12 protein-coding genes and 1 pseudogene are annotated in these 13299 nt (G+C 33.2%); 7 read left to right on the top strand and 6 right to left on the bottom strand.

Annotation, left to right across the window (positions count from 1 at the left end; genetic code table 11):
• Positions 1 to 244, top strand: a pseudogene (locus IEU88_RS08930) (YkvI family membrane protein); the annotation flags it as partial.
• Positions 245 to 309: 65 nt separating this feature from the next.
• Here IEU88_RS08930 and IEU88_RS08925 read toward each other — a convergent pair.
• The 3 genes from IEU88_RS08925 to IEU88_RS08915 all read right to left on the bottom strand — a co-directional run bounded on the left by IEU88_RS08925 (position 310) and on the right by IEU88_RS08915 (position 3963).
• On the bottom strand, positions 310 to 1536 hold the full coding sequence (locus tag IEU88_RS08925) for an Nramp family divalent metal transporter (RefSeq protein ID WP_103373633.1): 1227 nt from the start codon (positions 1534 to 1536) through the stop codon (positions 310 to 312).
• A gap of 10 nt (positions 1537 to 1546) precedes the next feature.
• The gene (locus IEU88_RS08920; RefSeq protein ID WP_103373632.1) at positions 1547 to 2491 is read right to left on the bottom strand and encodes an agmatinase family protein; all 945 of its coding nucleotides are present in this window, start codon (positions 2489 to 2491) and stop codon (positions 1547 to 1549) included.
• Between the two features lie 227 nt (positions 2492 to 2718).
• Positions 2719 to 3963: a Glu/Leu/Phe/Val family dehydrogenase gene (locus IEU88_RS08915; protein ID WP_107644001.1), complete on the bottom strand. Its 1245-nt coding sequence runs from the start codon at positions 3961 to 3963 to the stop codon at positions 2719 to 2721.
• Positions 3964 to 4518: 555 nt separating this feature from the next.
• Here IEU88_RS08915 and IEU88_RS08910 point away from each other — a divergent pair.
• Positions 4519 to 4995, top strand: coding sequence for an SRPBCC domain-containing protein (locus IEU88_RS08910; RefSeq protein ID WP_096810883.1), 477 nt, complete (start codon positions 4519 to 4521; stop codon positions 4993 to 4995).
• 127 nt (positions 4996 to 5122) lie between these two features.
• Here the strand turns inward: IEU88_RS08910 and IEU88_RS08905 are convergent, their stop codons facing one another.
• On the bottom strand, positions 5123 to 6304 hold the full coding sequence (locus IEU88_RS08905; protein ID WP_096810882.1) for an MFS transporter: 1182 nt from the start codon (positions 6302 to 6304) through the stop codon (positions 5123 to 5125).
• Positions 6305 to 6428: 124 nt separating this feature from the next.
• Between IEU88_RS08905 and IEU88_RS08900 the strand changes: the two genes are divergently transcribed.
• Positions 6429 to 7319 carry a LysR family transcriptional regulator gene (locus IEU88_RS08900; RefSeq protein WP_096810881.1) on the top strand — a complete coding sequence of 297 codons (891 nt, stop codon included), beginning with the start codon at positions 6429 to 6431 and terminating at the stop codon, positions 7317 to 7319.
• 188 nt (positions 7320 to 7507) lie between these two features.
• Here IEU88_RS08900 and IEU88_RS08895 read toward each other — a convergent pair whose 3' ends face one another.
• The gene (locus tag IEU88_RS08895) at positions 7508 to 8152 is read right to left on the bottom strand and encodes a FusB/FusC family EF-G-binding protein (RefSeq protein WP_115359583.1); all 645 of its coding nucleotides are present in this window, start codon (positions 8150 to 8152) and stop codon (positions 7508 to 7510) included.
• Between the two features lie 409 nt (positions 8153 to 8561).
• Here IEU88_RS08895 and IEU88_RS08890 point away from each other — a divergent pair, with 409 nt between their 5' ends.
• Positions 8562 to 9518, top strand: coding sequence for an NAD-dependent epimerase/dehydratase family protein (locus IEU88_RS08890; RefSeq protein ID WP_103373456.1), 957 nt, complete (start codon positions 8562 to 8564; stop codon positions 9516 to 9518).
• Positions 9519 to 9903: 385 nt separating this feature from the next.
• Positions 9904 to 10980, top strand: coding sequence for a branched-chain amino acid aminotransferase (locus tag IEU88_RS08885; protein ID WP_096810879.1), 1077 nt, complete (start codon positions 9904 to 9906; stop codon positions 10978 to 10980).
• A gap of 246 nt (positions 10981 to 11226) precedes the next feature.
• Here the strand turns inward: IEU88_RS08885 and IEU88_RS08880 are convergent, their stop codons facing one another.
• The gene (locus tag IEU88_RS08880; RefSeq protein ID WP_103373457.1) at positions 11227 to 11730 is read right to left on the bottom strand and encodes a cupin domain-containing protein; all 504 of its coding nucleotides are present in this window, start codon (positions 11728 to 11730) and stop codon (positions 11227 to 11229) included.
• Positions 11731 to 11910: 180 nt separating this feature from the next.
• On the opposite strand from IEU88_RS08880, the gene IEU88_RS08875 reads away from it, so the two are divergent.
• Both IEU88_RS08875 and IEU88_RS08870 read left to right on the top strand, forming a co-directional pair.
• Positions 11911 to 12600, top strand: coding sequence for an HAD family hydrolase (locus IEU88_RS08875; protein ID WP_096810877.1), 690 nt, complete (start codon positions 11911 to 11913; stop codon positions 12598 to 12600).
• A gap of 81 nt (positions 12601 to 12681) precedes the next feature.
• Complete coding sequence (locus tag IEU88_RS08870; RefSeq protein ID WP_103373458.1) at positions 12682 to 13071, top strand: UCP033725 family protein; 390 nt, start codon at positions 12682 to 12684, stop codon at positions 13069 to 13071.
• Positions 13072 to 13299: the final 228 nt, after the last annotated feature.

The following is a 13299-nucleotide window of genomic DNA, read 5'->3' as shown; positions in this document are numbered from 1 at the left end:
TATCTTTAATAGTTGTATTGGTATGCTGTATCCATTTTTAAGTAGGTTTACACAGCCAAGTAGTAAGGGCTATGTGACGCTATTAACGATTTCATTAATTGTAGCCTTTATCTTAAGTTTCATTGGGTTTGTGGATCTCGTGAACTTTGTATTTAAAACATTTGGTTATATTGGGTTATTTATTAGTGCAGCATTATTAATTAGATGGGTATATAATAAATTTAGTAAGAAACGCTTAATGTAATGGATATCAATAGAGGACGTATAGTGTTCAGTTATTTTAACTGAACACTATACGTCCCTTTATTTTTAAGAAATAAAACTCGTGATTGCATCAATTAAACTATAAAATCCTAGAAAAGTGACGATTAATACTACAATGAGTCCGATGATATTGAGCCAAATCGTATTCGCAAATCGTCCCATGAGATTTTGCTTGTTGATAATAATAAAGATAAGTATAGCTACAATAGGTAATATAATACCATTTAGTGCTTGTGCTATTAATAATACTTCCAATGGCTCAAATCCAAGTGCAGAGGTAGTTATACCAACGAGTATAATCACCGTGAAAACAGCTTTATATTTTTTGCTTTCCATTCCACCTTTCCAACCTAATAAACTACTAATTGTAGCAGCTGCACCAGTAGGCGAGGCAATTGCTGATGAAAGTCCTGCTGCGAACAGTCCAATGCTAATTGCAAATGGTGCTGCGTCTCCTAACACAGGTTTGAGTGGGCCAGAAAGTTGAATAACACTTTTGACGTCATCGCCTTGTATTAAAGTGGCAGCAGCAATCAAGATAGCAGCTGAAATAATACCGCCTACTGTAATTGAAATGATTGTATCCCAACGTGCAAACTTAAGTTCTCTGATACCATTAAAACGTTCATGTACTGCCGTTGAATGAATAAAGAAATTATAAGGTACTACAGTGGTTCCAATTAATGCGATGACAGTAATAATAGAACCATCAGGAATAGTTGGTACAAAAATACCTTTTAAGATACCTATGACATCAGGTTTAATAACAATCATGGTTGTTATAAAGATGATCCCCATAATAACCATCAGAAAAATCATGACTTTTTCTAGAAATTTATAATTACCAAATAAGCCAATAAGTAAGATAATAATACCTATGACAGGTGCTACGACATGCTCTGGTAAATTTAATAGATAGGCAGCACCAAGTGATGTGCCAATTAAATCGCCGCTTATGTAAGCAGCACAACCAATGGTTACTGCGATTAATGTAAACCAAACAATAATCAGCTTTCCAACTTTATGAGCAAATAATTCTTGGATGGCTTCTCCTAATCCTTCTCTTGTCACTAGTGACAAACGGATGATCATTTCTTGTAAGACGATAGTTGCTATAATTGAAAAAGCGACAGCCCATAATAAGCTATATCCAAATCCTGCGCCACCTTGTGTCATAGTGGTAACCGTGCCAGGGCCAATAAACGAAGCGGTGATAATCATTCCTGGACCAAGTGATTTAATAACTTTTTTTATACTGTTGACCAATATCATCACCCCTCAGCTATTTCGTTTTGTTTAAATATGCTACATGACCAGCTAGTACATATAACACGGCTGTTGAGACAAAATGCGCAGAATTTTGATTTGCATCTTGCATCGGATAAACTTCCACATAATCCATGCCACATAAACCTAATGCGCCAAATTCATAAATCATCGTTAATAATTCATAAGAAGTTAGACCATTGCCATCTACAGGGCCACCTGGATTAAATGCAAAGTCTAATACATCACTACAAATAGTTAAGTAAACAACATCTACGTCTTTACTTGCTTGGTCATAAATAGCTTTGGCATATGCTTTTAAGTCTTTGGCTGCACGTATATCATTAATTGTAAGCGTGACTGCGCCAGCTTCTTGAGCGTAGCGTCCTGTTTCTGGTTTATTCCTAGGACCATGTATACCAGTGTGAATAATACTTTCATTACGCACACCATCCGTTTCATACAATCTCATAAATGGCGTGTTTCGTGCGTAGTTTTCACCTTCATAATCAGGCATATTATCATAATGTGCATCTAAATGTATAATACCTATTTTTTTGCCTGTTTTTGCCAAAGATTTAAGAATAGGATAGGTGACGCCATGTTCACCACCAAATCCGACTAAAAATTTCTCGCTCTCCCATAACCTTTTCGTGAAACCAGCAATGTTTTCGTAACTTTCTTTATTATTGTGGGCGACAAATGGCACGTCTCCGGCGTCACCGATAGTTAAATGTTCACTTATATCTATATGGTTTAATTCGGGTAAATATTGACTATAACGTGCCGAACACGCTCTAATTTGTTTAGGGCCTAATTCGACGCCAGTATAGTCACCCCAGGTACTTTCACCTTCAAAAGGTGCACCATAAACAATGACATCTGTATTTAAATCATCTGTTAAAGTCAGATTTTTGCTATTTAAAAAACATGGTATATTACCATAAATATTATTTTTCATAATGTATTTACACCCCTTTGTTGTAAATAGTATATATTGGATAGTTTTTTATTTCAAATAAATTCAGAAAATTCAATTTTCAATACTTTTGAAAATGTTAATATTTCAATACTAAGATAATTTTTTTATTTGAAGTGTGAATTTGAAAATGAAGCGCTTATATAAAAACAAGCTGATTCGAACACCGAACCAGCTTGTTTTAAAATAATATAATAAAAAGCTTAATATTATGCCCAACCACGGAAACGTGTCGCTTCAGCAGTACGTTTAAGACCGACTACATAAGCAGCTAAGCGCATATCCATTTTCCTATTTTCTGCTAAGTCATAAATTTTATTAAAGGCTTCCACCATTTTTTCTTGAAGTTTAACAATGATATCTTCTTCTGACCAATAATAGCCTTGATTATTCTGAACCCACTCGAAGTAAGAAACTGTGACGCCACCCGCACTTGCAAGGACATCTGGTATAATCAAGACGTCTCGATCCGTTAATATTTTAGTTGCTTCTGGAGTTGTTGGACCGTTTGCAGCTTCAGCAACGATATTTGCTTTAATTAAATGTGCATTTTCTTTATTAATTTGATTGGATAATGCAGCAGGGATCAAAATATCACAATCGATTTCAAATAATTTTTCGTTTGGAATGACTTCATCAAATAATGGTGTTACGCGACCATGTTGCGCTTTCAACTCAATTAGACTTTCTATGTCTAGGCCATTGGGGTCATATAAAGCACCACGACTTTCGGAAATTGCAACAATTTTGGCACCTTTATCGTGTAAAATTTTAGCTATAAAACTACCAGCATTCCCAAAACCTTGAATTGCAACGCGAGAACCTGCAATACTCATATTTCTACGTTTGGCAGCTTCTTCAATTGTGATAACCGCGCCAAGTGCTGTAGCACGATTACGCCCTTGAGATCCACCTAAAGATAGTGGTTTACCAGTAATAAATGCGAACGCATTTGAACGGTTAATCTTACTATATTCATCCATCATCCAAGACATAACTTGGGGGTTAGTATACACGTCTGGAGCTGGGATATCACTAGCTGGTCCAACAAATTGAGAGATTGCTTTGACATAGCCTCGTGATAAACGTTCAAGTTCTAAATTACTCATTTCTCTTGGGTCACAGATGACGCCGCCTTTACCACCACCAAATGGTAAATTTGTAATACCGCATTTCATCGTCATCCACATCGATAAAGCTTTAACTTCTTCTACATTAACATCAGGATGAAAACGAACGCCGCCTTTAGTAGGACCGACAGCTTGATTATGTTGTGCTCGGTACCCTTTAAATGTTTTAACGGTACCATCATCCATCCGAACGGGGATACGGATCTCTAAAAATCTTAGAGGCTCTTTAACAAGTTCGTACATACCATCGTCAAAACCTAATTTATGTAAAGCTTCTTTCATAATTTCTTGAGTTGAAGTTACTAAGTCATTATTTTCTGTCATGGTTAATCTCCTCTATCTATTACTTCAAATTTTAAGTTACTTATATATAAATGTTATCTATAATAAGATATAAAATCAATACTTAGCAACTGAATTTTTGTAAAAGTTAGAAAATTCAGTAAAAGAATGTATATAGAACATTTTAAAAATAGTAATAATTTATAGCTTGTAAATCATTGTAAAGTATATGAAAAGCGAAGGTTTATTATAAACTATTAATAAATAAAATTTCATGGAAATTGGTTAATTATACTAAAAGGTTAATAGATATTGAAACGTTATAGATACAATAGAAAGATAATCCCATGTTACTCAAATATGAAAGATTCGATATAGATACGATTAATTCTATCAATTTTTAATTTAATGTAATAAGGTTAATCAAATGCAATCCATACAATAATCTATTATTTTAAATAGAGCTAACAAAGTAAATCGGCTCAATTACAATCCAAAGGCAATGTATAAGTTACTGTAATAAAATGACAGGGAATATGAAATGAGTCATCATACTTATATGTTATATTCCCTATATGATGTTAAGGAGGTAATATTATGACTATCCAATACGCAAAAGATCAACAAGGTGTTTATCAAACGATAACTGTAAACATTAGTAACGGAGCCCATCATATTTTCAAATATTTAAGTACTACAGAGGGTATACAGCAATGGTTTCCACAATTATCATTTCAAGAAAGGGCCGTCGGAGGAAAAATGTATTTTCATATAGCTGAGAGTGAAAATATAGAAATGCGCATTACACATTTTGAAGAAAATAAAGTGATTGGGTTTACATGGGATATTGGTAAAGTGAGATTTGAATTATACGAACACCCCTCATATGTGGCGCTCATTTTTTATGAATATCTACCCTTTGAATTTCCTCATACGGCATTAGATTTTGCAGGTTGGCAATTTCAGTTGGAAAGTATTAAAAATATTACTGAAACAGGGGAAGCATTAGACCAATACAATTATGATTTTGATGCGAAAAAAACTGAAATTGAAGCTAGTCTAGCCGTGATTTGAATAGAATTAAATACGGATATATCAAAATAAAAATAAGACGAGAATGCGAAACAATAAAAAATTGGTTCGTTTTCGTATTCTCGTCCCTACTTTGTGAGTTTATAGTATATGCTAAATTTGTTTAGCATTAATAATTAGGATTTTTAGCAGCTTTTTTACCATGTAATATAAAGTAAAACACAATGGAAATAATAATGAGTATAGCCATTGTTACATATAAGTTACGATAACCCATGATTGGAATCATAATACCTAAAATAAAGGGCCCTATACCTGCACCGAAATCAGCAAACATATAGAAAGTAGAAGTGGCAAGTCCAATTTTCTCAACAGGTGACTGCTGTATAGCGATTGCTTGAGCGCTAGGTATGATTGTACCGTAACCGATACCAATAAATATAGCTGAGATGAGTAACAGTAAACTTGTATGTGTTGCGCTTAATAATATAAGCCCTAGCATAAAGCTAATTAATACAGGATACATTACTTTATTTTCACCATAATTATCATAGATTTTACCGGTAAATGGGCGTGTGACAAAGGTACTAACTGCATAGATGATAAAGAAGAAACTAGATGCTGTGGCAAGGTTTATTTGTTCCGTATAAACAGTTAAGAATGATAGGACACTGGAATAAGCAATACCAACGAATATAACGACAAAGGAAATAGGTAATGCTTCTTTTTGGATATAAGCATTGATACCTTTAGTACTTGAATCGTCATCATCTTCTAAAGGTTCTGGTTTAGGTAACCCTTTAATCAATAATGAAAAGACAAAAGCAATTATAATCACAATTAAGCTTACGACAAAGATAGACTCAAAACCAAACCGTTGATTTAAAAGGATACCAGTGAACGGACCGATTGCAGACGCAGTTGTTACACTTAGTGCATAGTAACCAATACCCTCGCCTTTACGTTTGTCTGGTATAATACTTGATGAAATTGTTCCTGTAGCAGTGGAAGATAACCCGAAAGCAATGCCATGCAATAGTCTAACTATCATTAAGATAAGTAAACTATTAATTGCAAAGTATAACCCAACAGTAATAATTGAAAAAGTAACACCAAATAGTAATACTTTTTTCGGTTGCAGACTATCAATCACCCGACCAGAAGCTAAACGTCCGAACAACATACCTATAATAAAAATACCGGCAGCTAGACCGCCCATGCTTTCGGAAGCATGATATTTATCAATAGTAAATATAGTAACAGTGACAATTAATGTATAATGTATTAAATACATCAAAAAGTTTGTGATAGTAATGAAGATAAAATCTTTTGACCAGAGTTTATCGTACATATTTAATACCGTCCTTTAATATGAATTTTTCGACCACCATTAATTATAATGAATAACAGATGCTAATGTATAATTAGAATTTTTGAAGTTTATATAAGTTTTACTAATACAAAAGGGTGATTTAATGAATTTTGAGCAGTTATCATATGTCCAGAAGATTTACGAATTAGAATCTATCATTCATGCATCTGAAGCTATGCATATTAGCCAATCTGCAATGAGCCAGTCCATAGCAAACCTAGAGTCAGAATTAGGTTATAAAATTTTTAATCGTTCTCGTAAGGGGACTTTGCCGACTACAGTAGGTAAGCGGTTAATACCTTTGATTATAGAAATTTTAGAAGCACAAACAAATTTATTGTCTGAAGTAGACGCGTTACATAGTAACATTAAAGGTTCAATAAAAATAGCTACTATACCAACTTTATTTAATAAAATAGTACCTAAAGCTTTATCAAATTTTAAGAAGGATTACGCCCATATTGAGGTAGAAGTATTTGAAAGTGATAGACAAGACATTATTAAAATGATTGAAAATAATGAAATAGATATTGGATTAATAGGTAGAACGGAAAATGAAACATTTGCTCAGAATATCGTGTCACATTCATTGAACTTATCTACAGATTTTAAGTTAATCGTGCCTAAAAAGTCTAAACTTGCTTTAAAACATACGGTGGATATGGAAGCAATAAAACAATTTCCTTTTGTACTATATGATCGGAATTTTTACCACGATAATTTTAAAACTTATGAAAATGAAAACGGGCCTTTAAAAATTGTTTTTAGAACAAATAATCCTAGTGTACTTATTAAAACTGTTTCCGAAGGATTAGGTGTTAGTATTGTATCTAGCTTAATGTTAGAGGATGATCCCTTTATCCTCAATGGTTTAATTGAGATGTTGCCCATTGGCTCTCCTTTTGATTATTATATATATTTTACAGCGCTGACAAATGTCGATCGCGCTGATGAACAGACTATTCGTACTTTTATTAATTACTTAAAAAATTAAAACACAAATATGAATCTTAGATTTTGAAACAAAAAGTGGGAACGAACTAGAAATCATACATAGATAGTTTGATTCCATCTGTTTATTCCCACTTAGGTTAAATAGAATTTTTAAAAACGCATTGCTTTAAACGATTAAATATTAAATGTTAGGTCGGATGCTTGTAAGCTTAGTTTGAATATTATAGTTTAAGCATGTATTTTATTTATAAAACGATAAAATTGCGTTATATCCGACAACTGCTGGTTACACTTTGTACTGTCGTAACAAATATAGTCCCCTTTTTTAGTGTATTGTCCATCACTTGAAGTGCGTATTTTACGCATGAATAGTGCCACGTTAGATTCTTTATTACAAATAGCACAAAACCCCTTTACAGTTTGATGAGATATATCACCATAAAAACCGTTAAACCTACCTTGTGCATCATAGTAGATTATGAATTTTCTGTTAGAAGCTAGGTCATTCCAACCTATATAGGTACTTTCTAAAAGTACTTCGTTACTTATGAATGGTGCTTTTAGTTTTTTTATTTTGCGGAATACTTTTTCTATTTGCTTATTTGATGGTTGCTCAAACGGTATAACATAAGTTTGTAAGGTTTCTAAAACTTTTTCTACTTGCTCCTTTGAAATTTGCATATACATTAATTTTTCAACTGCATAAATAATTGTCTCGTCTGTTTCATAAAAAGTATTATAAATCTGTTCTTTAGTCATTTGTTTTATGGATGCTATCGTATTTAAGTCATTAACAGATTTATAGGCACTAAACAAATGCGCGATATGCACTTTTATATCATTAAATTGATATGGATAGATTTGTCTTTCCAATTTTAAAATTCCTTTCACATTCATTTTTAAAACCAAAAAAGACGCTCTGTGAAAAGAAACTTTTAACAAAGCATCTTAACTAAAAACAGTCATTACTTTGTATTAATAATACAGCATGGTTATGCAACATATCATCATCTCCAGATACTATATTTGATTGCTTTATACCAAAATAGTAAACGGATGTCAATAAGGCGTTATATCAATAGCTGCTTATTCTTAGTGGAGATTAAATAGTTAAAATAATAAAAGCAAAGCAATTCGTAGAAATAAAAGGAAAAATTACATATATTGTACACACATAGTATACAAAAAAGCGCTTTTATTGTATAATACATGTAAATATTAGATATTTGTCCGCTACGAAAATACATTGCAGTTTCTGTAATAGACAAGGGAGTTTTTAATTATGAAAAAAATAATGATTACAGGTGCTTTAGGTCAAATCGGTACAGAACTCGTTATCAAATGTAGAACATTATATGGGAATGATAATGTGCTCGCTACAGACATTAGAGAGCCAGACGTTGATTCTGCTATTGCTCAGGGTCCTTTTGAAATTTTAGATGTTACAGATAAAAATCATATGACTCAAATTGTAGAATCGTTTAAGCCAGATACATTTATGCATATGGCTGCGTTACTATCTGCAACAGCTGAAAAAAACCCTCAATTTGCATGGGACTTAAATATGGGAGGTTTATTGAATGCTTTAGAGGTAGCTAGAGAATATCATTTACAATTCTTTACCCCTAGCTCTATCGGTGCATTTGGCCCTTCGACCCCAAAAGTGAACACACCACAAGTTACAATCCAACGACCAACGTCTATGTATGGTGTGAATAAAGTTGCTGGTGAGTTATTATGCCAATACTACTTTGATAAATTTGGAGTGGATACAAGAAGTGTTAGATTCCCCGGTTTAATTTCACATATTAAAGAGCCAGGTGGGGGCACAACAGATTATGCAGTTGATATTTATTTTAAAGCAGTTAGAGAAGGACACTATTCAAGTTATATTGCTAAAGACACGTTTATGGATATGATGTATATGGAAGATGCAATTGATGCGATTATCCAATTAATGGAAGCAGATGGGGTGAAATTGATTAACCGTAATGCTTATAACTTAAGCGCGATGAGTATCGAACCTGAAATGGTAAAAGAAGCAATTCGAGAGCATTATCCAGAGTTTCAATTAGATTATGAAGTAGACCCTATAAGACAGAATATTGCCGATAGTTGGCCAAATAATATCGATATAAGTTGTGCAAGAGCAGAATGGGGCTTTAACCCGAAATATGATTTAAATAAAATGACTGAAGTTATGTTAAATGAAATTGCAAAAAAAAATAAAGTAAGGTAAGCCTGTGAGCACTCAATAGGATGAGTGACTAGGCCAAATGATATGCTCCTTCTAAAGTAGACGTTAAAAAGTTGGCACTTTAGAAGGTTTTTTTATGTTATCAGTAATAGCTGAATCCATTTGTTAAAGTATTTATATCAAGATATGAAAGATGCTTCACCTGTGGGATGTGGGTTGGACAACGAAATTAATTTAGAAAAAAGCGGTTTTTTGTTTTGCTTATTTTGTCATATTGATGTTCCATTTAGCTTATAAATCAAGCTTAAATAGTGAACATACTTCATATTAATATTTTTTAAATTTTTTGAAAATTATTGAACGAAACTATTCTGATTGATATACTTTATTATATTACTTAATAATAGAACATTGGGAGGATATAGTCATGTCAGAAAAAATAAATTTTGTGCAACGTGAAACACTTAAAGAAAAACCAGATCCAAGTCAATTAGGATTTGGACAATACTTCACAGATTATATGTTAAGTTTCGACTACGATATTGATCAAGGATGGCATGATTTGAAGATTGTGCCTTACGGACCAATTGAACTTTCTCCAGCAGCTCAAGCATTACACTATGGCCAAGCAGTATTTGAAGGTTTGAAAGCTTACAAACATGATGGCGAAGTAGACCTATTCCGTCCATCTGAGAACTTTAAACGTATTAATAATTCATTGGCGCGTTTGGATATGCCGAAAATTGATGAAGAGGTACTGTTAGAAGGGTTAAAACAATTAGTTGATATAGAACGTGATTGGGTGCCAGAAGGTGAAGGCCAGTCATTATACATACGTCCATATGTTTTCGCTACTGAAGGTATCTTGGGCGTCCGCCCTTCATATTCATATAAATTATTAATTATTTTATCTCCATCAGGTTCATACTATGGTGGCGCATCATTAAGCCCAACAAAAATTTATGTGGAAGATGAATATGTACGTGCAGTACGCGGTGGCGTAGGCCATGCTAAAGTAGCAGGCAATTATGCTGCTAGTTTATTAGCACAAACAAATGCCTCAGCGCAAGGATATGATCAAGTATTGTGGTTAGATGGTGTGGAACAAAAATATGTAGAAGAAGTAGGAAGCATGAATATCTTCTTTGTAGAAAATGGTAAACTTGTCACACCAGCATTAAACGGTAGTATTTTGCCAGGTATTACGCGTAAAACAGTAATTGAATTAGCACAAAATTTAGGATATGAAGTAGAAGAACGTCGCGTTTCTATTGATGAACTTATTGAAGCGCATCATAAAGGTGAACTGACAGAAGTATTTGGTACAGGTACTGCAGCAGTTATTTCTCCAGTAGGTCAATTGAAATATGGTGACACTGAAATCGTTATTAACAATAACGAAACAGGTGAAATTACACAAGATTTATATGACAATTATACTGGTATCCAAAGCGGTAAACTTGCAGACCCACAGGGTTGGAGAGTAGTTGTACCTAGATATTAATTTATATAAAACTAATCGATTGTTATGCAAAATTCGAGGCTGGGGCATAAAAATAATGTCTCAACCTCGAATTTTATATAGGCAGCAGATATCTCATTGGAAAATGAATGGGTATTTGATTATTTTATATGGTGCTAATTTAAATAGATAGCTTTTATGAATGGTACGTTTGAGCTCACAGTCATGTTAGGTTATCTTTGTATAACATGTAACAATGCGACACAAATTCAGAAATTATAAAGAATATTACTTCCAATAATCAAATAGCGGTCCATCATTGCCATATATTGGGTCTGTTTGAGGTAAGCCTACACTTTTAATATTTTCTAAATTCTGAGGCCATTCATCCGGTTGCCCAGTACAAAAGTCATAATCAGCACCGTTTGGATACGCACCTATCACAGCAAATGCGTCTTGACTATCAATAAGTTTATGCCCGAATCCCGCTGGAAGTATGACAACATCACCATATTGAATACCGGTTTTAGGACCATTTTCACCACCTAATTGAACTGTCGCTTTACCTGAAACAACCACTAACACTTCATGCGTATTGCTATGATAGTGATGTTTTGGAAATATGCCCCCACGCCAAGTATTTAACCAGTTATTAAATTTTAAAATATCTAGAGGGCTGTCCACATCATTGATTACATTTTTGTATAATAATAAGGGATATTGAGCGTTGTTTGGAATGGCACCATCCTGGTCACGAAAAATCGTTTCGACTTCAATTTTTTTATCTGACATGATTGGTTTCACCTCTTTAGCTATTATTACTATATCTCATTACCGAGATGTTAATATTTTAAACCACAGTAAATAATCTTAGCATCAGGTACATAATTTGTTCCTTAATCTATTTTTATATTAAAATAAACAAGCAGATTAGATTATACATACTGTTAATACATAGGAGCTGTTCAGAACATGAAATGGATATTATTTGATAAAGATGGCACAATTATCTATTTTGATCGTAGTTGGATGAAAATAGGACTACAATTAGTAGAAGATTTTATGGAAAAATATAAAGAAGATATTAATAATATTGATGAAAGTTATGCATATTTAGGTGTAGTAGACGGTGAAATCCAACCTGGGACAATTATGGCATCGGGCGCATTAGACGAGATGGTTAAAGCATTTTGTAAAATTGCAAATCAAGATGTGACGCAGTGGGCACAACAAAGGAGCCAAACACTTGTTGATAATAGAGTCCCAGAAAATGTATTAGTAGAAGGAATTAACGAAACTTTAGAAACACTTCAACAAAGAGGCTATAAAATGGGAATTGTTACAAGCGATTCTAAAAAGGGCGTAGAACAATTTTTAGAATATACACAATTTGAGCGTTTTTTTGATATTGTAATTTCTACAGAAGCAGATGCAGTAGAAAAACCAAACCCAGAAGTACTCAATTCGCTATTTTATAGATATGAAGTAGATCCTAAAGATGTTGCTATTGTCGGGGATACTGCTAACGATATTCAAACAGGTGTAAATGCACAATTAGGCTTAAAAATTGCGGTTTTAACAGGCGTTGGGTTAGAAGAAGAATTTGCTAAAGCAGATTACATTTTTGACAATGTAAATGATATTGTAGATGTATTAAAATAATAGGATAGGTATATAAAATATGTCATAATATACGTAACGTATATTATGATTTTTTTATTTGAAACGTATGGGGGTGATTGAATGATTGATGGGAAATATGCAGATTATCGCGGAGAAATTTATAAAGTTGTAGAAATCGTAAGTAATGAAGTGTTATTAGTAACTGAAGATGAACAAGCGACGGCATTTGGTTTTGAAGCGCAAACCAATCGTCACACGACGCACACTTTATATTACAAACATGTAGCAAGAGATGATATTGATGAATTGTATGAACTCTATCAAGAAGCGAGATATAGTGGTGCCATATTTGACTTGTACCAAGACGTGGATGGCCAATTGTATATAGGCACAGAAGACGAAGATAAAGCAAGTGCATTTGGACTCAGTCAAACAGATGAATATTATTTTAGTAAATACGTTGATGAAGATGAAATAGAAAAAATTATTTATAGAAATCATATAGAGTAAATGCAAGTCTATGCTTTTGCATCAGTTATAGCATATTTACGCTGTTTAAATAAAAAGAGGTTCAAAAATAAGCAATGTTTTGACATTGCTTATGATATCAGCAGCAGATGACTGAAATGAAAATATAATAAAGTGCTACTTCTTCATTTACGAAGCTTAGTAGCACTTATGCATGAGTCTAAGTTTATGTAGTCTACTGGGCTCTAATAGTACACTACATATGAATTG

Source organism: Staphylococcus nepalensis, from assembly GCF_014635045.1.
In the GTDB taxonomy this organism is placed as follows: Bacteria; Bacillota; Bacilli; order Staphylococcales; family Staphylococcaceae; genus Staphylococcus; species Staphylococcus nepalensis.
Note: the sequence above shows the minus strand (reverse complement) of the source record. Positions and strands in the feature narration are given on the sequence as shown.